Origin of the sequence: Paenibacillus silagei, from assembly GCF_017874735.1 — a bacterium.
In the GTDB taxonomy this organism is placed as follows: domain Bacteria; phylum Bacillota; class Bacilli; order Paenibacillales; family Paenibacillaceae; genus Paenibacillus_AQ; species Paenibacillus_AQ silagei.
The window spans coordinates 286106-311927 of record NZ_JAGGLV010000003.1 but is presented as its reverse complement, the minus strand read 5'-3'; the positions used below and the strand labels follow the sequence as shown (position 1 = coordinate 311927).

General features: G+C 53.3%; 16 protein-coding genes. 5 read left to right on the top strand and 11 right to left on the bottom strand.

Features of this window, described 5'->3' with window-relative positions; all coding sequences use genetic code 11:
- Positions 1-210: 210 nt before the first annotated feature.
- The 3 genes from J2Z70_RS06785 to J2Z70_RS33610 all read right to left on the bottom strand — a co-directional run bounded on the left by J2Z70_RS06785 (position 211) and on the right by J2Z70_RS33610 (position 10081).
- Positions 211-984, bottom strand: a complete 774-nt coding sequence (locus J2Z70_RS06785; protein ID WP_209870783.1) for an ABC transporter ATP-binding protein — start codon at positions 982-984, stop codon at positions 211-213.
- A 638-nt stretch (positions 985-1622) separates the two neighbouring features.
- Positions 1623-2933 (bottom strand): BNR-4 repeat-containing protein, encoded by a 1311-nt coding sequence (locus J2Z70_RS06780; RefSeq protein WP_209870780.1) that lies wholly within the window; start codon positions 2931-2933, stop codon positions 1623-1625.
- Between the two features lie 752 nt (positions 2934-3685).
- Positions 3686-10081 (bottom strand): rhamnogalacturonan lyase family protein, encoded by a 6396-nt coding sequence (locus J2Z70_RS33610; RefSeq protein ID WP_209870777.1) that lies wholly within the window; start codon positions 10079-10081, stop codon positions 3686-3688.
- A gap of 260 nt (positions 10082-10341) precedes the next feature.
- Here J2Z70_RS33610 and J2Z70_RS06770 point away from each other — a divergent pair, with 260 nt between their 5' ends.
- Positions 10342-11241, top strand: coding sequence for a DUF1835 domain-containing protein (locus J2Z70_RS06770; protein WP_209870774.1), 900 nt, complete (start codon positions 10342-10344; stop codon positions 11239-11241).
- A 432-nt stretch (positions 11242-11673) separates the two neighbouring features.
- Here J2Z70_RS06770 and J2Z70_RS06765 read toward each other — a convergent pair whose 3' ends face one another.
- Positions 11674-12297 carry a lysozyme inhibitor LprI family protein gene (locus tag J2Z70_RS06765; protein ID WP_209870770.1) on the bottom strand — a complete coding sequence of 208 codons (624 nt, stop codon included), beginning with the start codon at positions 12295-12297 and terminating at the stop codon, positions 11674-11676.
- 234 nt (positions 12298-12531) lie between these two features.
- Between J2Z70_RS06765 and J2Z70_RS06760 the strand changes: the two genes are divergently transcribed.
- Together J2Z70_RS06760 and J2Z70_RS06755 are read left to right on the top strand one after the other, a co-directional pair.
- On the top strand, positions 12532-13368 hold the full coding sequence (locus J2Z70_RS06760) for a TrmB family transcriptional regulator (RefSeq protein ID WP_209870768.1): 837 nt from the start codon (positions 12532-12534) through the stop codon (positions 13366-13368).
- Positions 13365-14615 carry an MFS transporter gene (locus J2Z70_RS06755; RefSeq protein ID WP_143803563.1) on the top strand — a complete coding sequence of 417 codons (1251 nt, stop codon included), beginning with the start codon at positions 13365-13367 and terminating at the stop codon, positions 14613-14615. The genes J2Z70_RS06760 and J2Z70_RS06755 overlap by 4 nt, the downstream gene beginning before the upstream one ends.
- A 123-nt stretch (positions 14616-14738) precedes the next feature.
- Here the strand turns inward: J2Z70_RS06755 and J2Z70_RS06750 are convergent, their stop codons facing one another.
- Positions 14739-15203, bottom strand: a complete 465-nt coding sequence (locus J2Z70_RS06750; RefSeq protein WP_209870765.1) for a phage tail protein — start codon at positions 15201-15203, stop codon at positions 14739-14741.
- A gap of 24 nt (positions 15204-15227) precedes the next feature.
- Entirely contained in the window at positions 15228-15713 is a 486-nt protein-coding gene (locus J2Z70_RS06745) for a GyrI-like domain-containing protein (RefSeq protein WP_209870763.1), read from the bottom strand.
- Positions 15714-15810: 97 nt separating this feature from the next.
- Here J2Z70_RS06745 and J2Z70_RS06740 point away from each other — a divergent pair, with 97 nt between their 5' ends.
- Positions 15811-16773 (top strand): helix-turn-helix transcriptional regulator, encoded by a 963-nt coding sequence (locus tag J2Z70_RS06740; protein ID WP_209870760.1) that lies wholly within the window; start codon positions 15811-15813, stop codon positions 16771-16773.
- A gap of 180 nt (positions 16774-16953) precedes the next feature.
- Here the strand turns inward: J2Z70_RS06740 and J2Z70_RS06735 are convergent, their stop codons facing one another.
- Entirely contained in the window at positions 16954-20484 is a 3531-nt protein-coding gene (locus tag J2Z70_RS06735) for a glycosyl hydrolase 53 family protein (RefSeq protein WP_209870757.1), read from the bottom strand.
- Between the two features lie 209 nt (positions 20485-20693).
- Here J2Z70_RS06735 and J2Z70_RS06730 point away from each other — a divergent pair, with 209 nt between their 5' ends.
- Complete coding sequence (locus J2Z70_RS06730) at positions 20694-21872, top strand: serine hydrolase domain-containing protein (RefSeq protein WP_209870755.1); 1179 nt, start codon at positions 20694-20696, stop codon at positions 21870-21872.
- Positions 21873-22007: 135 nt separating this feature from the next.
- On the opposite strand, the gene J2Z70_RS06725 is transcribed toward J2Z70_RS06730, so the two are convergent.
- The 4 genes from J2Z70_RS06725 to J2Z70_RS06710 form a co-directional block, all read right to left on the bottom strand.
- Positions 22008-22910 (bottom strand): glycerophosphodiester phosphodiesterase, encoded by a 903-nt coding sequence (locus tag J2Z70_RS06725; protein WP_209870752.1) that lies wholly within the window; start codon positions 22908-22910, stop codon positions 22008-22010.
- A gap of 251 nt (positions 22911-23161) precedes the next feature.
- Positions 23162-23578 carry an NUDIX hydrolase gene (locus J2Z70_RS06720; protein WP_209870749.1) on the bottom strand — a complete coding sequence of 139 codons (417 nt, stop codon included), beginning with the start codon at positions 23576-23578 and terminating at the stop codon, positions 23162-23164.
- A 271-nt stretch (positions 23579-23849) separates the two neighbouring features.
- Complete coding sequence (locus tag J2Z70_RS06715; protein ID WP_209870746.1) at positions 23850-24941, bottom strand: PRK06851 family protein; 1092 nt, start codon at positions 24939-24941, stop codon at positions 23850-23852.
- 119 nt (positions 24942-25060) lie between these two features.
- A complete protein-coding gene (locus J2Z70_RS06710) occupies positions 25061-25819 on the bottom strand; it encodes an ABC transporter ATP-binding protein (protein WP_209870743.1) in 759 nt (252 codons plus the stop codon).
- Positions 25820-25822: the final 3 nt, after the last annotated feature.

Sequence of the window (25822 nt, the reverse complement as noted above, 5' to 3'; positions counted from 1 at the left end):
CCGTTTGCATAAGTGGAGTTCCCCTCTGCATGTGAGCAAGATCCGGAAGCGGTCTGATTGCATCCTTCGTCTGCAATAATCCATTCCTCCTAATATTGTGGTTTTTATGGTCCTGCCCTACACAATATTACGGACTTGATGGAATGGACACGTCATGTCTCCCGGGTACAAAACACTAATTGTCATGCCTTCCTCGGCGTGCCACTTATTTTAGCCCAAAGTCAGCCATCTCCGGTCATGATGCTCCTGAACCTCAACCGGGATATCGAAGAAATCGCTAAGCACCTCGGACTTCAGGCACTCTGCTGTCTCGTCAGCTTTGTAGATTTCCCCTTTCTTAACCAGCAGGGTATGTGTGAAGCAGGGAGTAATCTCCTCAATATGATGAGTCACATACAGCAAAGTGGGGCCGCCCTCCTGCTTCGTGATTTTCTCGATCATCTGCAGCAGCTGCTCCCGCGCAAAAATATCCAGCCCTGTGCACGGCTCGTCCAGAATAAGCAGCTCGGGATTGGCGATTAGCGCGCGGGCAATGAGGATCTTCTGTCGCTGCCCCTGGGATAAGGTATCATAAGTGCGTGTAGCCAGGGCCGAGCAATCCAGGAATTCTAGCAGTTCCTCTGCCTGCTTCAAATCCTCTACTTCCGTCTTGTCGTACAGCCCGATCGTGGCGAATTTGCCGCTCAGTATGATGTTCAGCGCCGTCTGATGGCCGTACAGCTTCTGCTGCAAAGAGGTGCTGACCCAGCCGATCCGCTTGCGCAGCTCTCTCAGGTCTACATCGCCGAAGCGGTGGCCCAGCACCTCCACTTGTCCCTTCGTTGGCCAGATATAGCCGTTCACAACGTTCAGCATAGTCGTCTTACCTGAGCCGTTCAGACCAACAATGCACCAGTGCTGTCCCTTCTCCACCTGCCAATTCATCTCGTGCAGAATCATCGTCTGCTCACGCCGCCAGGATACATTTTCAAGCGATATAATCATGATCTTGATGTTCCCCCTTGCCTCGCAATATTCTTTAATGAAATATTATAGCAGATCAATGTATCCTTGTACTTCAGAATGCGCCCAGGCCAACAATTTTCAAGTACGTATCCTGTTGATCGGCAAAACACGCCTACAGCAGATCCTCAGCCGTTGCAATGGAGCGCACATCGTACGCCAGAACATTCCCGAGCCGGCAGAGATGCTGTGTAACTGCTGATTGAATTGTATAGATGCAATAAGAAAGAACCCGGACGAATGCCCGGGTTCTTTCTTTTGGTAGATAACATGGTTACAGCTACTCACCAGCACAGCCTAGTAGCTCATCAGGTTTAAACGTGTGAGAATTACTTTACTAATGGCTTGTTGAGGGGTTGCCTCAGCCCGATTAGGGTGGAAGGGATAGGCTTAATTGCAATTCGTACAACTAAATCGTCCGATATGCCGCCAAATCTCCGTTTAGATGTAGTTCATGCAATTAAAATGCCCCTATACCTGGATTTTCGCCCATCCGGGCAAATGTAGTTGTACAGACTACAATTAGAAGTGGAAAGTCTTCCGTTTCCCTGTTTTTAGTTGTACAAAATACACTTAGCCCTGTTTATTCGTTCCGAACGCAGCTCTGTACCTTACCTCATTTATGGAATGAAATCACTTGTTGAATTCTGATGGTCAACTAAGTTATTTCGACCATAGTAAAGCTTCAGGTTCGTTACATCTACCAGGTACAAGATGTCAATGCCCTTCGGACTGCGGTCTACCGCCAGCCTTTCCACCGGAATACCCGGTGCAAGCGAGCTCTCTGTCCAGCCTCCGCCGGTATTCACTGCCATGAACGCACGGTCAGTACCGCTGCTTTTGACATAATAGATTCTGGATGTTGTACCCGTCCAGGTCACATCAATGGCCGCGTTGGTGGGGGCAGCGTTATAGACGGTCTGTAAGTTCCAGCCCCCTGCACCGTAAGTGGCCTGCTTCACAGCAAAGCTAGTGCTGCCCTCCTCACGGTAGCGGTAAGCGATCACCGGACGTCCCGCTGAATCAAGCGTCATCTTGGCACTCTGCACGCCCGGTCCGCCGGGGTCGCTGCCGCTCTGCACATAGGCTTCACTTGGAGCCATAGGCTGCACAATATCCGCCGTAGTCAGGGAGACTGGCGCTGTAACCGGAGCTCCATCCGCTTTGCTGAATACCCCCGTGAACGGGCTGTACTTCAGATAGGACAACTGATGGCGCAGCGGGCTGGCGGCAAAGTATGCCCACTCGAACAAGATATGCAGGTCGCCATTCGCATCAAAAACCAGGTCATCCGGATAGACAGACCGGTTCAGATGCGCCGCAATGGTCTTGACCTGAGTCCATACGGAATCGGCATTGTTCCAGCGGAATAGCACGGCCTCTCTTTTGCCCGCCGGGTCTTTGTCAACGCGCACCAGCAAATACAAATCTCCATTCGGAGCAGTCGTCACTACCGGATAGGTTACTGTCATGCCTGCGGGCAGCTCGTCCGAGTGATTCTGCGGAATCCCGCCCACGGTATCTGAGCGGTAGTAGTGCCAGGGATTGCTGTGCATGGAAGCAAAAACGTGGAACCGTCCGCTCCCGTCTCTCGCCACAGAAGGCTGGTTATGCCCGAGATCGTCCAGATATTCCGCCGGGGTTGTCCCATCCATGAGCGGAAGCTTGCTCCATATCCCGTCGTTGTCTCTTCTTGCAATAGCTACCGTATGCTTGCCGGGGATCGATCCCGGGGCGTTATAAGCCATATAAGCATACTCATAACCAAGCCCGTAAGTGGCAAGAGGAGACCACCATCCCGCCTGATTGCTGGAATCCATCGGAAAAGGCACCTCCTCCAGCACAGCCGCCGCGCTCCCCGCCCCCGCTGGCACTACAGTCAGCAGCAACGTCATCATAAGAGTAAGCATCCATTGTTTGATCTGCTTCAACGATTACGCCTCCCTTAATTCTTGGTCTTACATACATAAATAGATACCGGGTAGCCATGTGAACGCATTACCTGCCTACTGAATGGAATGTTATCGAAGAGAAACGAACACAAAAAAAAGACGAATACAAAATTACCGACGAACACAAAACCACCTAAGTGTAAGCGCATACATATATCTCCGGCCCCGCCTCCCCGTTCCAGCAACTATCCTGGTGTTCGTATGCCTGGTCCTAGTGTGTGACATGTGCTACTGTACGCAAGTTGCTAGTGTTACTGTTACTGTTACTGTTGCTGGACCAAGAATAGCATGCTGCTTAAAGGATTGTTACTGTACTATTGCAAGATTGCTGTAACTGGCGGCTATTATTGTAATAGCTGCACCAAATTGCACGAATGCCCACTCTCTTTTACTCTTCGCCTACTTTTAGCAACATCCAGTGTAGGGAGGTGCATTAGTGCTCCTTATTTGCTCGTTTTGCTCGTATCCGGTACATTCGGGGGCACTAGTGCACTATATTTGCCCCGTCCGGCCCGCATTCGCTGGATTCAGGTGCACTTTTGCTCTTCATTTACGATTGCCGCCTACTTTCGCATAACTCTGGGGCACTAATGCTCCTCCTGCCTCTCCTCCATCCCCATTCCGACCAAGCCTTGAGATGTATCTCTCGAAGCACAAAAAAGCCCGGTTCCCCGGGCTTTTCCACTAAATTTCACACGATCAAGCGCATCATCCGGTCTTCAGCCAGCCGCTCACTTCCCTACAGTCACTGTCATCTTCGCAGATCTGGTCTCGCCTGCTGCGTTGCGCAAGACGGCTTCGTATTCATAGGTTCCGGGGGTTTTGCCGGAGATTGCAGTGACTGCGGATTGGGCATCCGGGGTATGCGCCTGTAGAGTCTGTGTATCAACCAATACTCCATTCTCGTACAGCTGGTATTCCGTTGCATTCGTCCCCCACCACAGATTCATCATCACCGCATAGCTGCCGTCCCCGTCCCAGTTATCACCCGATAATACCGCTTGCCCAGGAGAAGCATCGGTGACCGTCACCGTCAAGGGTGCGCTCGTCACCGATCCATGCAGATTGCTGAGCTCCAGCGTATAGACGTATGTCCCGTTCGGTCTGCCGGCAATATCAATCTGCACGGACTGGGCGGACGGTGACTGGTCTGTCAGAGCGCCTTCTTCAATCTTTTCGCCATTCTCATAGAGCTTGAAGCCGGTGCCATTGTTGCCCCACCAGAGATTCATCGTAACCGCATAATCGCCGTCCCGCAGCCCCGTATCATGCCCGTTATTATCTGACAGCACCGGCATACCTGGAGCGCTGTCCGCGAGCGGTATTCCCTGACTGATCCATGCGGCCCATCTCGTTAGCACATTCCTTTGTTCCACCGTAAAAGCCGCAGCGGCCCCAGAGCTGACCTCCTGGCTGTATGCTGCAAGCAGCGTTCTGGCCTTCGCCCCTTCACGCGCCCCCGCCACTTGCTCCGCCAGCATTAACTTACTGGCGAGCTGCTCTGCAAGCGCCGCTGCACCCGGGTCTGCCGATTCACCCGCGAAGGCACGGGTCAATTCAGCCAGACTCGCAAACGTAGCGTAAATACTATAGCTGAAATCCACACTTGTCTCACGGCCAGCAAGGTCGCTGACGGTGGCCGTTATTTTATGCAGACCGGGTTCAAGTGTATACGCAGGTGTATTCAGCAACTCGCCGCTTGGTTCCGCAACACCGGACACCGAATCGGAAGCCGTATAGCTAATCTCGACCTGCTGGTCAATCGTATACTGTGCCTCTCCCTGAATAATTACCGCCGGAGGCGAGAGGTCAACCGCTACTGCCAGTGTCTGCTCGGTCTCCTTATTACCCGCTTTATCCACGCTCCAATAGGTCAGAGTATGCTTGCCCTCCTCACTTATCGTCAGCTTGCTGCCAGTCTGAAGCTCCCCGCCATTCACCTTGAAATACGTCTGGTCAATCCCGGATTGCTCATCGCTCGCGGTGAATGTCACTTCCGCCGCCGATGTGTACCAGCCGTTCTGCTCAGCCCCCTTCACTGCCGCAGACGTATGCGGCGGGGTCTGATCCGTTTGCTCTCCTTCCAGAGTAACTAAGGCGGACAACGGAATATTCAGCTCCTTCACCAGCCCCGCTACCAGCTCCGATACCTTAATCGCACCGTTCATCTGCAGATGGGTGTTGTCCTCCGTGGTTCCCGTCCACATGAAGATGGATTTGGTGCCCTCTGTGCCCAGCTCCTGAAAATACTCCCAGCTCGCTTGATTCAAATCAATCAGCAGCGTGCCCGTCTCATGCGCCGTTTCCTTCATCGCCTGTACGTATGCCGGGAAGCTTTTGTTCAGCACTTCACCACTGAAATCCCTCCGGTTGACAGGTGTAACCAGCACGGGTACCGCATCTCTCTGCACAGCGCCGTTAATGTAATCCTTCAGATACACCTTGAACTGCTCCGGAGTAAGATACCGTTCCGGGCGGGAAGGTGTGGAATCATTATGCGACCACTGCATGAACAGATAATCCCCTTCATGAATGCCTAGCAGAATCTCGTTCAGATATCCGCCGTTCAGGAAGGTTTTGCTGCTTAGCCCGCCGACTGCCCTGTTATCAATACTGATCTTCTCTGTGTCAAAATAACGGCCCAGCGTCTCGCCCCATCCGGCCTGCGGACGGTAGCTCTCCGCATAATTGGCCACTGTGGAATCACTCGCCAGATAGAGCGTTGGCTTATCGGCCACGCCCTGCTCCGGCAGCCGCTCAATCTTCAGCGCGTTGATCTTCGGCGTACTGCCGGAGAAGCTGAAATTAAATACGCCATCGATCAGGGCGATATCATATGTCACTTCCTTGAATTGGCCTGAGGGGATGGTGGCAGCCGGCAGTTTGTTCATTTGCTCCACTGTAACACCGGTCTGGGTCACTTCTTGCGCATCCCCGATGGTCATCGTCACACGGTAATTCGCCGGCTTCATCTCCACCAGAAACGAGGTGCCGTTCACACGGGTGAAGTCTTCTGTCAGCGGGTTGCCGGTTCCCCGGTTCTCGTCCTGGACCAGCGCGGTGTCGGCGAACCCGTATGCGTTCCCTTCCACGTAGGCCCGTTTGGCATCCACCTTCGTATAGCCGTCTGCTGCGCTGCCGGAGCCAAAATCAAATGAGTACGTGCTTACATCACCCGCAGGCTCACGGGTTAGTGAGTCGCGTGCAACCTTAAGCATATTCACAGCATGATCGATTTGCGCCTGCGAGGCTGTTGTCCCGATTAGCGCCTCGGCAGCGTTCAAGGCTCTATGCACCACAGCTACAGAAGCTTCCGTGTAGGATGTGAGATCGATAGCCTTCACTTCCTGATGCAGCGCAATCAATGCCGTCATATCGCCTGCCGCCAACGGAAGCTTCGTACCCTCAATCTTCACGTTGTCAATCTGGGTGGTCCAATTCAGCGTACCTCCTCCTCCTTTTCGCGTACCCAGGAACCGCAAGCCCCTGACGTTATTGTCATAGACTCCCGGACTCAGCGGAATATCGCGGATCGTCTGGGTGACACTTGGGTTAGAGAGACTGGTCAAGGTGAGATCCAGACTTTTCTCAGCAAAATCAATCTTCAGCTTGATATTCACCCACTGATTCTTGGGAATAGTCGTAGCGGTTCCGCCCCCTGGAATGGCAGTGGTGCCGGTACCATAGTCTGGTGTGTACGGGCCGGTGAAATAATGAATGTTCGTATTCGGGCTTGCCGCTCCAGTCTTGGTGAACAGGGTGAAAATAATATTCTCACTGGCATCCTGCAGACTTAAATGCCCCTCCGACGGGACAGCGCCCACATTGCCGGAATGCCAATTGAAATCGACATTCACAATGTCGCCGTTCACCGCATCGAACAGGCGGAATACCTTGGCGCGGTTGCCGGAGCCGGAACCCGTCACAGACAATACCTTGTTCCCGTTCTCTTCTGTAACCGTCCCCGCCATAGTTCCGGCAATGCCAGTAGCATTCACCATCGAATATTGTGCTGCGGCCGGGTCACCCTCGAAGTCCTCCGCATACTGCTGCACCTCCGGCTCTGGCTCCGGCTCGGTAATACCGGGATCAATCACGAACGGGGATATGCTGAGGTTCATCTCCTTCACTGCGCCCGCCACCAGACCGGCAATGACCTGTGCGCCATACGTGCTGAAATGGGTATTATCGCTGACCCCGTTCGGGTATTTCGGGTATTCGCCAGGATTGGCATACAGGAAAAGCTTCTCCGTAGCGGCCAGGCCGACACGGTTATACTCCGCAATGCTGAGCTGGCTCAGATCGATCAGGGGCACGTTCAGCGCAGCCGCTGTTTCTTTTGCCGCCTTCACATATTCCGGAAAGCTTACGTTGAATTCTTGAGTGACCGTATTGAAGTCCCTGCGTCCTACCGGCGTTAACAGAACCGGAGTGGCCCTGCGCTGCTTCGCTCCGTTCACGTAGCGGGTCAAGTACGCTGCATAATCTGCCGGAGAGGCATAACGGTCAGGGATGCCCGCGCTGGCATCGTTGTGGCCGAAGGAGATGAAGAAATAATCGCCCGGCCTGATCCGCTGCAGGATACTATCCAGACGGCCATCCACCATGAACGACTTGCTGCTTCTGCCGCCGATGGCATCATTCTGGATCGATACTCCGCTGCTGAAGTATTTACTGAATTGCTGGCCCCAGCCTTCCTGCGGAGCCTGCATTCCGCTGTAGGACTGCATCGTCGAGTCACCAGCCATATAGATGGTTGTTCCGGTTCCCGGCGTCTTCTGCGGGTACTTCTCAATCTTGATCTCCTGCACATCGGCAGCCGTGCCGGAGAAAATAAACTCTAACTGGCCGTCCACCACTGCAATGTCATAGGAGTAGAGCAGTGGTGTGCCGGCACGGATTTGAGTGAGCGCCAGCTTTTGCACAAATTCAGATTTGACCCCTACACTTGAGTCTCTGTCTCCGCTGCCCAGCTTGAGCGTCACCTTGTAATTGGCATCCTGTAGGTCCACCGCAAACTTGGTGTTCTCCGGCAGGGAAGCGTGGCTCGAACCCAAAGTGATTCCGCTTATGCTCTCGAAACCATATCCCGTTCCCTCCGTGTAAGGGGTAGCCTGCACAGAAGTTGTTCCTGCTGGCGGCTCCGTACCGAACCCGAAGTGGTAGAGCTGCTCCAGCGGTTGCGGCGCGCCGGTCAGTGTAAGATTTGCTTTTGGGAATGCCGTGGCCTCCGTTCCGAGGTAGAAGCTGGTGTGCGGCGGCTGGTTGTACGCTACATTCTGCCAGGCTATTCCCAGCCGGTACACCGGGTCTTGCATGAGCGTTGGAATTCTGTAGGTGGTTGGAATCGTGGTGGTATAGAGCCGGAACTCCGTGCTGTCTTCGCTGCGCAGCAGCAGCTCCTCGCGCCAATCGCCCAGGAGATCCGCCTGAAGGGCCGGGTTGCCTTTGGTATGATTATTGGTCAATGAACCGGCTGCCCGGAGAATCTCCTTCAGCTGCTTATTGCGGTAATCCCACTTATAAATCAGCGGAATGCCTTGCGCGGTAGTGTTGTTCCAGTCGTGGTCGAACAGTTCCCGCTGAAGATCCCCGTCCCACCAGATCGCAAAATTCGCACTTCGCGGCACTTCATTCTGTTCATAAATCACCTCACCGTCCGCTGCATAGCCGCGGGATAACGGGTCCATCTGACCATTCACAATCGTGGATGCCCAAGACTCATAACCGGGATGCTCCGGATCGATATCTGCTGACATTCCCCGCCCGGTATCTTTGCCGGTGAATTGTCCCCAGAGGATCTCTCCTGTAGCAGCATCGCGCATCTCCAGTCCGTAAGCAGCATCCTTATGCTCATGCACACTGACAACCTGATACCCTTCCCGGTTCGGATCGAGCTTCCCGGCATGCATCGCATCTCCATGACCAAGCCCGGTGCTGTAGAGCAGTGTGCCGTCATCGTCAATCGCCAGCGCACCGTACATGATCTCATCCCGGCCGTCACCGTCTGCATCCAGCACACTGAGGTTGTGATTACCCTGTGCTTCATATTGTGCGCCAGCTTCGTTCGTGTCGAAGTTCCAGCGCTTCACCAATGCGCCATTCGTGTAGTCGTAGGCGGTAAGCGTTGTTCTTGTATAATAGCCACGGGCCATTACAACGCTCGGCTTCACGCCGTCCAGGTATGCGATCCCGGCCAGGAAACGGTCGACGCGGTTGCCGTATCCGTCTCCCCACGAGCTGACATTGCCCCTTGGCGGGTCATAGTCAACGGTGGACACCGCAGCACCGGTCTGGCCGTCGAACAGCGTTAAATATTCCGGCCCGTCCAGGATATATCCGCCGTCATTGCGGTAATCCTTGGTGCCGTCACCGATGACTGTACCCTGACCGTCTTTGGTGCCGTCTGCCGTTTTGACCACCACCTCGGCTTTGCCGTTGCCGTCCAGATCATACACCATCAGCTGCGTATAGTGCGCCCCGGCCCGGATGTTCACGCCAAGATCAATGCGCCAGAGCTTGGTGCCGTCCATTTTGACCGCATCGATGTAGACGTTCCCGGTATAGCCGGCTTGTGAATTATCCTTAGAATTGCTGGGACTCCACAAGAAAACGATCTCATATTCCCCGTCCCCGTCCAGATCCCCAACAGAGGCATCTCCGGCATAATAGGAATACGTCCCCCCGTCTTTGGTCCGGCCATCAGCAGGCTTATCCAGCGGAATCGGCAGATAAGAGTTATGCCACACTGCCGCCCGCTCCGGCTGCATTTCCTCCTTCCCGGCAACAATCGTAGAAATCTGATATTGCGAGCTGTCTGCACCCGTCGTATCCACATAGTTGGTAGAGTCTACGATCGGTGCGGGGTTCACCTTCATCCCGTTCTTATAGACGTTGTAAGCGATTTCATCCGAATCCGTATTCAAGTACCTCCAGCTCACAAAGACGCCGCCATCGGTCAGAACCGCCACCAAGCCACGGTCCAGATATTCTGCCTGCCTGGCAGGAAGATTTCCGGTAGAAGCTGCATGTGCCGGTGCCGGCGGGAGAGCAAGCGGTAAGACCAGCAGACAGGATAATAAGAATGTGAGCAATGAATTCTGAACAGACCTCTTTTTTCTACCCATGGGCTTAACTCCTCCTATTATTCTAAAATCAATTTAGAAATCAGGGGAAACTTGTGCAGATGCTCTCCTAGTTGTCTTCCAGCTTGAGCTTGAGCGCTCCCGCCTCCTTTCCTGGTAACATTCATATGGAGCGTAACAAATAATAGGGATCCGTTCTGCTCAAAAAAAAGCACTTTCAGCCTAGAATCGACTTTTATGAGGGGCAAGCAAGATTACAATATGTGGTATCATGGTGAATATGTTTGGTTAGGAGGGTGTTTATGGCAAAGGCACACGGAGTTTCAAATGAACGAATGAATCAAGAATATGTACATATTCTTTTCGGCATGTCGGATGCAGGTTCCTTAAAAGTAACGCTCAGTGCCCTCGGCATACGTGAGACAAACCAAGTCCTGGCTTTTAATGAGTCATTCTCAATTGGGCCCTTATCAAGCTTGGACACCATAACCGGAATGCAGAACAGGCAGCTATGGATGATGGAACGTGATGAGAATTACAGCCTTAGTCAGCAGCACAATCAAGAGAATCAGCTTGTCCGTATGGTACAGACTGTGAAGAGCATCCCGCACCATGCCAGCATCATCATATGGGTGGCGGATAATGCGCATGACCAGACCGGCCTGCGTTTCGTATTGCATGTGTTGCGGGATCGCATACAGCCGGTGCATATAGTTAATGTGACTGAGCTATATCAATCAGCAGGGATTCATGGCTCAGATGGTTTCGTACCCTTTTATAGTGGCGCAATCGATCGTGAGAGTTACTTGCTTATCGTGAAAAAATATAGTCAAGGCGTCCCGCTTGCATCTGATCAGAGAAGGGGATATGAATCGGATTGGCTGAGGCTGGCTGAGGAAAATCAAATGCTGCGTCTGTGGAAAGATGGGGCCATTATTAGCTGTGATGAAAGTGCGCTGGATGAGATAATCCTTAGATCCGTTATTGAACTGGAACTGGAGCAAGAGCGCAATCAGGTCAGGAAGGGATACGTTAGTGCAGGGAGTGTCTTCATCCGGGTGTTCGAAGTCTCACGTCAGTTCTTGGGCACTTCATTTATACTCAGTAGAATGCGGGCATTGGTTAACCAGGGTGTTTTGGTGTCCAGAGGATATTCAGGGGATTTGAATCAATTCTTGCTTAGGCGGGCACAGGTTGATTAAGTTAATGGATTTAAGCTAGTGAAAACAGATGTACCCAGTCACTTGCGTAAGGTTTATCGTGCCCTGATTAAGGTGTATGCGGAAGTACTAGGCTTAGCTGCATTACGTACAACTATATCGCCTGATGTACCGCCGAAAATCCATTTAGCTGTATTCCGTACATCTAAAACACCTCTAAAACTCGGTTCTCACCCTTTCGGGCAGTTTTAGTTGTATAGACTACAGTTAGAAGAGAAACTCCTTCCTTTTTACTGTTTTTAATTGCACCGAATACACTTATCACCCAATTTCTGCTCCTAACTATCTACTAACTCCTTTTGTGCGGATGCTCTTGTAGTATGATTACCTAATTCACAGGTTCTGTACAGTCACGAAAATGGTCAAAAAACAGCGCAGCGGCCCTCCTTACGAGAGAGTCGCTGCGCTCTTGAATTACTTCATATACAACTCCACCAGCTTATAACAACGTTCCTTCGTCACGGATGCCAAGGTCGCCGCGTACTCCAGCCCCTCCATCGTTCCGCCTTTATACTTGGCAGCCGCTTCCTCTGCTGCTTTATCGCGTTCCTTGATCCAGTTTAGTTGTTCCTCTTTCAGTTTCACCATATCGGCTTCGTTAAGCTGCACTTTTAGCGCCTGGTAGATTTCATTCAACGCCTTGTCCCAGCGCTCATGCTCCTTGGAGGCGGCCTCCTTCATATCAGTCATGACCCCGCTGTCTGACATTGCCTTCAGATCGCTAAGGCCCTCTTCAATCTTATCCAGCTTGTCAAAATAAGTCTGCCGCTGCGAATCCCCCGCCGCCGCACTGGCCTTCGGCGTGGTTTCTGGTGCGGTCGTCTGTGCTGGTGCCTGTGCCGTTGCTTCCGGTGCGGGCTCTGCGGTAGCCTCAGCTGCCGGTTCCGGCGTGACCTCGGGTGTAACCTCCGGGCTTGCCGTCGCTGCTTGTCCGGTCTCTGGAGTAGCCGCCGTACCGCCATTTGCCGCCCCGTTATTGCCGCAGCCAGCCATTAACAGACTGGAGATGAGCATGGTAGTCAGAATTGCTTTTCGCATAAGTCCTCATCCTGTCATTGGTTTATAGTCGAGACTCTCTTGCATATCGGCTTTTAAAGCCGTCTTGAGAGTTATTACCTGATTTCACCCGACTGTAATCATTTTTGTGAGACGCTCGGTGCTGCGGACGGACGCGAATTGCTGCTTGACAGCACTTTGAGATCGGAGTAGTATTTTGAAATACTTCTAAATACAACGAAGCAATACTTACTTTCACAGAAAGGCGGTTCCCCCATGATTGAAGCATTACGCAAGCTCGGCTTATCCGATCTGGAAGCCCGCTGCTACCTGGCGCTACACGGCCAGCCGCCCTCCTCGGGCTATGAGGTCGCCAAGCAGGTGTCCGTGTCCCGGTCCAATGTATACGCCGCGCTGCGCAGTCTGGTCGATAAAGGAGTCTGCCGGACAGTCGAAGGCGAGCCGGTGACCTTCGCTGCCATTCCGGTCCGGCAGGTCGTTAAGCTGCTTCAGGCGGAATTTGAGCGCACCGCCCACCTACTGGAGAACGAATTGGGCCACCTGCCTGCTGTACCTCCCTTCTTCAGCAACTGGAAGGGAGATGCTCAGGTGGATCTGGCGGTAAAGCGGCTTGCTGCCAATGCCAGCGCAGAGATTCTGGTAGATATCTGGGCGGAGGATCTGCACCGGATAGAAGACACACTGCTTGCCGCCGAAGAACGGGGCATTGCCGTCCACCTGATGGTGATAGGTGACATACCTACAGCGCTGTCGCGTGTCATTGTGCATAGCGTGCCGGCAGGCGGACCGAAGACCACCCGGAACTTCTCGCTCCTGCTGGATAAAGAGACCTCGCTTCTGGGCAGCTTCACCCGCCATTCGCAGGCTTCGGCGCTGGAGAGCAACCATCCGGCTGTGCTGGATGTGCTTCAGACGTCTTATTATCACGATGTCGTGATGATGCGCATAGAGCAGGATTTCGCCGCGGAGCTGGAGGCGCGTTACGGCAAGAATTACGACTTAATATTCCAGGAACACCCTGAGATGCGCGGGCGGAAGCCGGCCCCCGAATCTGAACCCGATTCTAATCGCTTGGAGGATGACACCCATTGAATACACTGAATACATCGAATGCGAATACTCCACGCTCGTCTGTACTGCATAACCGCTCATTCCTGCGCCTATGGATCGCGCGGATCTTCTCCACCAGTGCCTTCCAGATGCTGTCGGTGGCGATTGGCTGGCAGATGTATGCGCTGACCGGCAGCGCCTACCAGCTTGGACTGGTCGGGCTGGCCCAATTCCTGCCCATGCTGCTGCTTACATTGCCTGCCGGACAGACGGCAGACCGCTATGACCGCCGAACCATTGTGTTCCTGTGCCAGCTTACAGAGTGCCTCATCGTGCTGTTGCTTGTCCTCGGCAGCATTGAAGGCTGGCTCAGCGCGGTCCACCTGCTGGCAGCCGCAGCAGTCCTTGGCGCGTGCCGTACCTTCGAGAGTCCGGCCTCGGCGGCGCTGGTCCCCGATATCGTGGACCGTGAGCAGTTACCTAAGGCAGCGGCCTGGTCTGCATCTGCTATGCAGACGGCAATGATCGTCGGCCCGTCCCTCGGGGGTGTCCTCGTGGTCTGGGGTACGGCTGCCGCCTATATCGCCTCGCTTGCCGCCCTGCTGGTATCTACGGTGCTGATCTTCTTCGTCAAGACTGTTCATTTCGTCAAGAAGCTGGACGCGGTCAGCATGGACACCTTCCTCAGCGGCCTGCGGTTTGTCTTCGCCCGCAAGATTATCCTGGGTACAATCTCGCTGGACTTGTTCGCTGTACTTCTTGGCGGGGCCACGGCATTGCTGCCGATCTTCGCCGAGGATATTCTGAAGACCGGCTCGCTCGGTCTTGGCCTGCTGCGCTCCGCCCCGGCGGTAGGCGCGATCATCGTCTCACTCATCCTGACCCGCTATTCGGTGGAACGGGCCATCGGCCGGATGCTATTCGCCTCGCTGGTCGTCTTCGCCCTGGCCACGATGCTGTTCGGCATCTCCCACAGCTTCTGGCTGTCCTTGTTCGCGCTCGTTCTGATCGGCGGCTCGGATGTCGTGAGTGTCGTTATCCGCTCGACACTGGTGCAGGTTAATACGCCGCAGGAGATGCAGGGCCGGGTGAACGCAGTGAATTCGTTATTCATCGGCACCTCGAACCAGCTTGGCGAATTCGAGTCCGGCACGATGGCCGGGCTGGTCGGGGCCGTGCCTGCAACCGTGATCGGCGGAGTTGGCACCCTGATTATTACCGTGCTCTGGATGTACCGGTTCTTCCCGGTCCTCCGCACCCAGAAGACGTACACAGCGGAGGAGATTTGAACGATTCAAGGGGCTGCCAGATTGGCAGCCCCTTATGGCCGTTCAAGAATGTATATGGTTTTGGGGCCCCGCAAATTATCTGAATAGACTCCGAAGCTTAACTTCACTTTGTGGGGATTTTTATTAATACTCTCCCTTAATCACAAAGAACGAACCCCGGATCGTTCCAGCCAGCTTCGACTTTTGCCGCGCGAACTTGAACTTGTCCGCCAGCTCCGCCGGAACCTCCATCCCCTCGGAGAGCTTGAACCCGACCGCCCGCTTCTTGGGATCATCCACCGTGTACATTACGTTAAGGGCAAGGCCATCCTCATAGAAAACGTAGGCGAACCGAATGTTCTCAACCTGAAATTGCGAGGTTTGGAGTGGCTTGGCAGCAAACTCAAGACCCCGCTCCTTGCTCAGAATCCCGTTCACGTAATCCAGCGTCTCCTGGCTTTCACTGGCAGGAACGACTGTGAATTCATGCTTATATTTGTTCATGAAATACCGCGCCTCATTCGCACGCAGACCCGCCAGCGCTTCAGCAACAGGCGATGACTCCAGGCCTTGCAAAGACACCTCTTTGAAATCCACTGTATATGGCATAGTTACGTATCCTCCATTACATTATTAATTTCTGAGTACAGGAATCCACATTTCACCATACAGAGAGCCGTCCCTCCGGCCCATCTCCACAGCCGTATTCGGCCCGCCCACGTAGGCGTATCCTTCTGCTTGCGGCAAAGCTTGTCCGAAGGCCAGGCCCGTCAAAGTATTGCTTAATTCCTCCGTTGTCGCTCCTTCGCCTGCCACTACGAGGTATTCCCCCTTCGGGAATTGAATCACCCGGGCTTCCTGCGGAATCTGTGCGGCTGCACCTGCCATTACCCCGGCATAATGCATCATCTTGCCGTTCACCGCTTCGTTCACCACAAACACATAGTCATTCGCCGCAAGCCCTTTTAACAAGTCGAGCCTGCCATCTTCACTGACCGCCTGCCAAAAATCCATCTTCTCCTTATGAATCCCGGCATAGTCCGTGTAATCACTCTTAAGATCAACACCCAGACCAATCACCGTAAAGCTGTCTTTCTCTTCGATAGTATACCCTGCCATTGTTATATCCCGCCTTTATTCATATTTGTGTTCCTCACCTGCTATGTATATGATAACCTTGAACCATGTCAAAAAATGAACCTGTTTAGGAGCCGCGATGAAAAAAGTAGAACGGATCAACATCATCATGCGGTACATTAACAATCGTGCCCATTTTACCCTGACGGAAATCATGCGGGAATTCAATATTTCGCGTTCGACCGCCCAGCGGGATATCCGGGAGATTGAGGCGCTCGGAATGCCGCTGGTTGCAGAGGTGGGCCGGGATGGCGGGTATTCCGTTATGCGTAACTCTCTTCTTCCCGTGGTCCGGTTCACGGATAATGAGGTCAAAGCGCTGTTCATTGCCTTCATGGCGACAAGAAACGGCCAGCTTCCTTATCTCAAGAGCCGCCTGTCGCTGACGGAGAAATTACTGGGGCTCATCTCGGAGAATCAGCAGGAGGAGCTTGTTCTTCTCAATCAGATCCTGCTGTTCGAGGGCACCCACCCGGGCAATCCTGATCTGCTGGACCTGTCCGATCTCCCCCACCCTATGCTGGACAAGCTGATCCGGCTCCTGCTGGCGGACCGTTATCTGTTCATCACCTGCCGGGAAGACCAGAAGGATATCTCTTATGCTGTGTATCTTTTACGTCTCTATCAGCAGAAAAGCCTGTGGCTCATCGAGGGCTTCGACCTGGACGCCTCCAGGAAACGGATCATCCCGGTTGATCAGCTAACTGATGTCATCCCCTACCCGGGCTCCAACAGGCCAAGCGCGAAAAAAATTAAAGAGAAGCTGAGCAAGCAGCAAGTGAAGAACAACCTTGTCCTGGAACTCGGTCCCCGGGCCATTGCCCAATACCGGAAATATCACCCGTTCAGGGTGACGCTGTCCTATACTAACCCCTACCAAACTACCGCTATCCTGAAAATGGAAGTCGAGGTGAACCGCACGGAGGAGCTGAAGGAAGTCAAGAATTGGCTGTTATTTCTGGGCGATGACCTTAAGGTGAAGGAAATGCCGGATGAAGTAAGAGCGGAGCTGCAAGCGAGAATAAAGCTGTTTCAGTTTTAGGAAGCGCGCGGCCCCCCTACTGTTGCCTAAGCCGCTGCCCAATGTATTCGGTTTTTCGCATACGTTCGGCCCATCTGCCCTCCCTCGCCCCCGCATTTTCCTATACCGTAAAAAAAGAGCAGCGCCCCCCATTATCAGGAGAATTGCTGCTCTACTATACTTATGCTGTTATCCTCCGGCCTACGGATTAAGCAACACACTCAATACCTTCGCACACTCTGCGCGCGTCGCATTGGCCAGGGGCTTGAGGAATCCGTCCGGAGTCCCCGTGATGAAGCCCAGTGAACCGGCGGAACTTACGGCTTCCTTAGCCCAGCTGTCAATCTTGGCGGCATCGGCAAAAGCTGGCAAGGAACCTGCCGGAGCCGGACTTCCCGAATGTAACTCGTAAGCTCTCACAAGCAGCGTTGCCATCTCTTGCCGTGTAATATGCGACTCGGGGGCAAATTTGCCGGTGGAGTCCCCTTTAACGATTCCGGCTGCAAAAGCGGCGGCCACATCGCCCGAATACCACTTGCTGCTGTCTACGTCAGCGAACGAACGCAGGCCTTCCGCCTTCAGCCCAAGGGCACGGACAAGCATCGTAACGAATTCGGCCCGGGACACTTCTCTCTTCGGAGCGAAGTGTCCTTCCCGGTCGCCCTCGATAATATGCTTGGCAGCCATCTCTTTTATCACTGAGTAGGCCCAATCCGCCGGAGTCACATCTGCAAAGCTCTTGTCATACTCCAGTACAGCATAATTGCCGGATTGCCGTACCTGTGCAGTCAATACGGACGGTTCCCAGGTTCCGCCTGCATATTCGAGCGTTCCATCGTCTGCCGTGGCATACACACCTGCGAGCTTCGGATTGCCGTTCGCCTGAAGCTTCAGGCGAAGACTGACTGGTTCCGCGAACGAGACCAGAGGAGTCTTAGCTCCCTGCTGATTCAGCACAGACAGCCTGAGATTGAACATTTCTCCGGCTGTTCTCAGTTCAGCCTTATTCTTCTTATTCGCCTGAAGTATCCAGGCCGTCTTCTGCTCTGGTGACGATGGCTCAAGCACGATAGACATCATCGAGCCCTTCTGCTGCTGTCCTGCCAACGCTTGAAGCTGCTCAAGAACCTTGCCTGGAATCTCTACAGACACTGTCTTGCCTTCCACCTTCAGAGCGGCTATTCCCTTAAGGGCCGCAGCGTCAGCGGGAATTCTTACTTCGCTCTGCCCTTCAGCGATTGGAATCACAATCTGGTTCTGGGCATTCACCTTCGGATCAGTTACAGTCAGAATCTCCGGCTGCGGCGTAGCTTGCGGTGCAGCTGAAGCTTGTGCTGTTGCCAGCGGAGCTGTCCAGCCTGAACCGGAGCCCGTTCCTGGTGCCGTAGTCGGGCTTGGTACCGAACTGGCTTCCGGACTTGTCACCGGCTCCGTTGCCGGAGGCGTTACTGGCTCTGTTACCGGAGGTGTCACCGGCTCTGTGACCGGGGGTGTTACAGGCTCCGTTACTGGAGGTGTTACCGGTTCACTCGGTTCACTTGGTTCGCTAGGAACCTCAGGTGTAGTTGTGCTATTGCGCACGAAGGTCACCTCTTGCAGATAGCCGTAATGATTATCCGAGTCCGTGAGGACTTTGAAGCCCAGCGATGCGCTGCCGTCTTCCCCAATGTGCACATGCTTTAGCGTCAGAGTCCGGGGCTTCAGCCAGGCGCTGCCTGAATAGGTAACCGGCACCGAATACGTCTGCCCCTCGGAGATCACATACATTACCGAATCGGGAGAAGGTTCACCCTTGTCCCCAAAGATTTTGGCCTGGAGGGTATAGGTTCCGGGCGCAAGTCCGGTCATTTCATGAGTAAGGCTGAAGTTAATCGGCTTGTCATCCCCGTAATCGAAGCCGCCTGAAGCATTGCTGTCTCCGAAGGTAGCGGGCTTGGTGCCGCTCAGATACCAGTCGGACTTAGCGCCGTTCACCGTGAGATTATTGGTGCTGACGGCTCCGGCTTTTTTGACCAGCTTGAAATCATCAATATTCCCCCACTTGTCTCCAGCGTATTTCAGATTAGCGCCTAGTGTCAGCGTTCCATCTGTAACTTCAACGGTATCGATGGTTGGATTACTCCATTGCTGCCAGCCTGTGTTGACGAACGGCTGCTTCTGATTGCCCGCAAAAATCTCTGCCGTCTCTTCCCCTCCCCCGCCCGAGACCCAAGCGGATAACTGATAGGTACCATTTTCAAGTCCGGTGACCGTCTGGGAGATTTGGAATTCCGCAGCCCCTGAGCTCCAGTAGTGCAGTGCAGCCGAACCGGAATGGGCATCCGACTCCACATTGACCGCCGCGCTATCGCCGCTTACGGTCCAGCCGTTCAGCCCGTCCTCGAAGCCTGGATTCTGAATGAAGCTTGTGCTTGGCGAGACTGTGATCTCCGTTGAATCTGTAAATCCGCCGTCATACGTAACCGCTGTTACTGTAGAGGTCCCGGCAGCAAGCCCGGAGATGGTTCCTTTATACTTGTCTACCTTGACGATGGCTTCATCCGAGCTGGTGAAGGTTAGCCCCTTATAGGTTGCATTCGCCGGGCTGATCGTTGCCTTAACGCTGCCGGTTCCGCCTACTTCTAGGATAGCAGTCTGCTTCTCAACTTTTACCGACTGAACGGGTACCCGGTTGATTGCCGAAGCACCGTCGATAAAAGCATCCATCGCGAAGGAAGGCTTCCCGTCCGGGTTCCAGGCAGACAGCCCATAGCCGAAGTAGACGCCCTCGGGTGCCCAATAGAACACACCTGTTCCCTGGCCTCCAGGTACAGCCTTCACGCCATCCTGCACAGCAACTAGCATGTTGTATACATTATCCACATTCTTGCTCACATCGCCGCCAACCTCGACGACCATGACCTCCTTGCCATATTTTGCAGCCAGAAGATTCATGTTGGAGGATAGTTCATTAATAGAAGAAGTGTAGATAGAATCCGGGTAATAAGATAACCCGATAATGTCATAATCACTGTCCTTAAGACCCGCCTCGACCAGACCTGCATAGAACGGATCTACACCGGTGTCTGCCCCGTTGGCTCTATGAATAATGATTTTGGTCTCAGGAAAAACAGCCTTGGCCGCATGTGATCCCGCCTGGATCAATTCCACCAGATTCGCAGTATTGCTATAGCTGCCCAGCGGATGCATCATCCCGTTATTAATCTCATTGCCAATCTGCACCCACTCGGGGGTTACCCCCGCAGTCTTCAGCGCTTGCATCACCTCTGTGGTGTACTCTGAGACATGTGCTTTGAGCTGCTCCAGATTATCACTGGCCCAGGCGGCCGGAGTAACCTGCTTCCCGGGATCGGCCCAGGAATCACTGTAGTGCAGATCGACCATCACCCTGAATCCGAGAGCGCTTACACGGGAGGCCAGCGTAACCATCTCTTCGGTGCTGTTATGGCCGTTGATCGGATCATCGGATGGATTGACGAAAGCCCGGAGGCGTATCGAATCGATTCCGTGATCTTTTAGAATCTGGAGCAGGTCCTCCTCGTCTCCCTGATCGTTATAGAATTTGTAGCCCTCAGCTTCCATTTGCGGCAGCCAGCTGACATCTGCGCCCTTGGCGAAGGATTGCGGAATCGGAACCGCTCCAGCTTGTGCCGGTAATCCAAGTGCAGTCAGCGACATGATTAGCATTGTAAAAGTAAGAACCGCCGCAAGCCATCTTGTTCTCTTTTTCAAAATATTCCCTCCCTGTATTAGTCTCTCCGTTAGTATAGATGACCAGGAAGGTAACATTAAATTAAGCGAAGCAACGAAAAACTATACTTATTCAATTTTTTCACTGAAATGCGCTTACATTTCACTCTGAAAGACGTATAATATTCTCTATGTGAAATGCTATTCACCCTGGAATATAGATAACGGATCATACCAAAGGAGACCTAGAGATGCTGGATTCAAACACTACCCGTCTAATCACCAAAGCGCTGAGCGCAAGCATTGCCAATAAGGAAATCGCCGGTGCGAACTTCATGGTGATTCAGGACGGACAAGAAAGCTGGTATCACGAAGACGGCTATGCCGATATTGAAGCTGGACGCAAAATGTCCAGAGATTCGATCTTCCGCCTCTACTCGATGACGAAGCCGGTTACTGCCGCAGCCGTTATGCTGCTCCTGGAGCGCGGGGAGATCGACCTGTTCGATCCGGTCAGCCAGTACATACCTGGATTTAAAAATCAGAAGGTGGGGAAGAACGGGGAGCTTGTGCCCGTAACTCGTGAGGTTGATATTAACGACCTGCTGAACATGACCTCCGGTCTGGTCTACGGCGGAGCCGACGACCTGGCGGGTCAGTATACGGAGGCGCTGTACCAGGAACTGAACAGCCGCCTGCTTGGCACGAACCCGATGAGCACACTGGAATTCGCCAACAGATTGGGAGAAGGCCCGCTGGCCTTCGAGCCGGGAACCTCCTGGCAGTACGGAACCTCTGCGGATGTTCTAGGTACATTAGTTGAAGTCGTCAGCGGCATGCGGTACGGCGAATTCCTGCAGCAGGAGATCTTCGGTCCGCTGCAAATGAACGATACCGGCTTTTGGCTGCCCGAAGACAAGAGAGAGCGGCTGGCCTCTGTCTACCAGGATGATGGTGAAGGCGGATTGATACCCTTTTCGGAGAGTCCTCTGGGCGTTAATCATCATATGGACCGGGAGGCAGCTTACGAGGCAGGCGGAGCCGGGCTGGTCTCGACGATTGAGGATGCAGCCAAATTCACCACCATGCTGATGAATCAGGGCAGCTTGAACGGGGTGCAGCTGCTGAAGCCCCGCACCGTTCAGTTTATGACCTCGGCCAGCTTGACCAGCCCGCAGCAGCAAGGCTTCAATCCCTGGCATTCGCTGCAAGGCTACAGCTACGGCAATCAGATGCGCATCCTGACCGATCCGGGTCAAGCCGGAGGGCTCGGCAGCCTGGGAGAATACGGCTGGGACGGCTGGCTGGGAGCTTATTTTGCCAATTGTCCGCTGGAACGCCTGACCATCCTGTTCATGATCCAGAAGAAGGATTCCGGTACTCTGCCCATTACGCGCAAGCTGCGGAATATCGTGTTGAGTGCATTTTAAGCACCATTAGGAGCCGCGCCAGAAACAGGTGGATTTTCTCCACCTGCTCATGAACAGAACAGCCCTCTCCAGGGAACAGTTGAAAAAAGGGCACTTAATATACTGTTTTTCCACCTAAATGTGAGAGATCCACTCCTACCATTTGGCATTTGCCCTGTTGGCGGCAATTACTTCAAGGAAGCGGTCGGGATAATTCGTATGCACTCCGTCTACTCCCCAGGAGTAGGCTTTATCCATATTGAGCTGGTAGTTCACCGTATACGGGATGATCTTGAGCCCCGCCCGCTTCACTTGAGCCACATAAGCCCCGCTGATTCCCTGGAAATTCGGGCTGATGCCTACGGCATAGGTCTTCACGGTATCCAGATAGGACTGAGTCACCCTCGTAGCCGCATAATCATTCCATACCAGCTGGTATAGCGGAATATCCGGGTTAATGGAATGAAGCTGCCTCAGACTGGCTGCGCTGAAGGAGTGAACGGACACCCTTTTGGCGAGATCATATTTCAATATCGTATCATTCAGGATCGCTTCGATCCCGAACTTCGATGCAGGCTCCTTGATTTCGATCATATAGTTGATGTCCTTGCCGAATGTCTCGAATACTTCTTCAAGCGTTGGGACGGTAAGCCCTGTGTATAGATCTCTGGCGAACATCGGGTAGTCCTGATTGAACCATGAGCCTGCATCGAGCTGTTTAATCTGCTCCAGGGTCATATTTTTCACAAAACCTTTGCCGCTCGTGGTACGGTTAACCGTCTCGTCATGGATCACAACAGGAATCAGGTCCTTGGTCAAATGAATATCGAGCTCAATCGAGTCGGCACCCATCTCACGTGCCAGCTCGAAGGCCGGTATCGTGTTCTCGGGAGCATAACCGGATGCGCCGCGATGGGCAATCGTATAGACTTTGTCCGCCGGCTCGATCATCTCCTTCACCTTCACCCGGATCACCGGAGAATACGCGTACAGTGTGGAGAACAAGGAAATACACAATACAATGTGCACTCCGATAAAATAACCCTTATGTCTGAACATCCTCATCATGCTGTTGTCCCCATTTGTGTGTGATTATAAAAAGCTCAAGAGAAAAGAACTAGAAAGCGTAATCGTCACTGCGGTGAACATTTGGACTTCCGGCCGCTGTTGTCCCCAGATTTCTTGATTTAAACCGCTGTTCGCGGTAGAAATCCGGTGACAAAGGCGGTCGCTACCGCTCCTACAGTTCCAAATTTCCCCTCCGCTCCTTCTCGCTTTTCATTATTCTCTGAGAGCTTTTATATAGCGTGTCACTGCATTATATCCAAGCAATACCCCTGCCCGCCGGCAAGCACAGCCTCCTGCACCGGAACCCAGTAATAGTCAAATACAAGGCCCGCATCCTCCCCTGCTGCTGATATCCTATGCTCCCAGGCGGGCAGCGGCTCATGCACGAATTCCAGCCAGTATACATGCCGTTCATGCCGCTGCTGTTTATGTTCTGCGTAGTAGAGATATGTCTTCAGATGCTTGACCAGCCGCAACTCCTGCTGCTCAATGCCTGATTCCTCCGCGATCTCTCTATACAGCGCGTCTTCTACACTCTCATCTGGTTCTACCGTTCCTGCGGGGACCTGAACCCCGGCCTCCGGCGCATCCCGGTGCGTGAAGACAAGCAGCTTATCGTTATACGTGATGTAGGCCAGGACTTTCCTGTATATCTGCATGATATCCCCCTTCCTGCAAACCCAGACCCTGCCCGGTCAATTATTCTCAAGTCTATCTATCGTATCAGACCTATGTGGCGTAAACAATCCATTGTTCTCGTACCTGAACTAAATACCCGCAGCCGTCATCCAGGCTAGCACACTCTCTCCTCTCGCTTGGTATTCTGAGCAGGAGGAGACGCTCGCTTTTCAGGCCGAAAAAGGCTTACTCTACGGATGGCAAGTGCCTCCGCCGAGTAAGCCCCAAAGCTGGTTCGGATCATTGTAAGTGCTAAGCCAGCATATTTGCCAGTTCAGCGGAAATCCGGTTCCTGGCCGCATCCACCATGCTAAAATCCATTGCGGCGATATAAATTTCCTTTAATTCATCCCGGTGCACCTTGGCCTCTGCCAGAGCGGCTATTGCCGTTTTCATTGTGGCCTTATATTGTGCGCTTATTTCCTCCAGCGGTCCGGCGAGGCGCTCATCCGTTCCCGGTGCAATAACAGCTTCATACGTATCGATGATTACGTCTCCTTCCCGCTCCGGATAATATTCATGCGGGCTGGTGCTGTCAAAGACCGCAAAATCAAGCTCACGCACAATAACCATATCCAGACTGTGGGGATCGAATCCGCAATGATAGATTTCCGTATCAAAGCCCCTCTTCTCCGCCTCGGCGGCGATTTTGCGGAGTATGGTTGATTTGCCTGTTCCGGCCCGGCCTTTGAGGAAGAAGCGTCTGGATAGCCCTTCGGTCAAATTAGGTACAAAGTCAACCGATCCTGCCGGCGTTGCTGCGCCCAAAAACCGGTGCTTCACATCAGCATGCCTCTGAAGCTGCGCTTCGCCAAACAACTGTTCCAGCATCCGGGCCGTTAATTGATCCGCCTGGCCGAAGTCCATATGCTCGAAGTACATCTTTTCCCATTCGTCATGAATGTTCAGAGCCACCGCAAATCTGCTGTACGCTGCCACATAGGCATCCGCAGCCTTCAGGTTAAGCTCCTCAATGATCTCCCTTTGGCCGATAAGCGCTGCCGAGTCCCACGCTTCCCCCAGGTTCACGTATTCCCGGGCCGCTCCGGGAGCCTTGGGCTCGATCACATGGGGCGCCGTCCCGTCAACAATGCCCACGCCAAGCGCCGGAATAATGACCCCGTCAATGGAATCCTTATCGGATGAACAATGGATCAGCTCAATAGCGTATCCCCGCTCCGCCCATTCCGCGCCGATTGCTTTCATCAGCGAGGATTTGCCGGTACCGGGACCGCCTTTCAAGATAAATATCCGCCGGAGTCCTTGAAGATTCGATTCGAACAAACTGAAGTAGCCAAGAGCCGTATTCCCATCTGCAAAATATCTTAATATCCCCGCAGCCATACACCCACTTCCTTTCCCGTTGCAGCCTGATAGGCTTATAACCATACAATATGCGTCAGGTATTTGTAAGGTTCCAGCCGCGGTGGAAATTCCGTCCATTCCACGTGAAGATGCTGAAACTAAATGTTCGCAGCCGCCATCCGTGCAACCACCTTCTCCCCTCTCGCTTCCAGCTCCCCGCCGCTGAACTTTGGCAGTATCAGTTCGGAAACGATATTCCCGTCCCTCGTAAAAAGAACCCTGTCCGCCCTGGCGGCGACTCTCGCATCATGAGTCACAAGCATTATGGCGGTGCCCGCTTGATTGATCGACACCAGCAGCCCCATGATGTCCTCTGCCGTCTTCGAGTTCAGCGCACCAGTTGGCTCATCGGCAAACAGAATCTCCGGCGTATTGATTAGTGCGCGGCAGATCCCGGCCCGCTGGAGCTGCCCGCCAGATACCTCAGTAGTATCCCTGTTTTCCAGCCCGGCAATGCCTGTCTGGATCATTAGGTCTCTCGCTTTTTGCACGAGTTCCACTGTATTTCTCTTGCTGTCCTGCACGGCGGGAAGCATGATATTATCCAGCAGATTCAGGTTCCTCAGCATCGTGGGCTGTTGAAAAATAAAGCCCATGCGGGTCCGGCGAAGATCGGCAAGCGCATTTCCCTGGAGCCCGGCTAGTTCAGTATCGCCAAATTTCACGGTTCCCTCAGTAATCTCATCCATGCCGCTGAGTGCGAACAGCAGTGTGGTTTTGCCTGAGCCTGAGGGCCCCATTACGGCAACAAATTCACCTTCTGTTATATCTACGTCTACTCCATTCAATGCCATGGCTTGCTCTGCACCCTTACCGTAAGTTTTCACTATATGGGTACCTGTAATGATGCTGTTCATCTG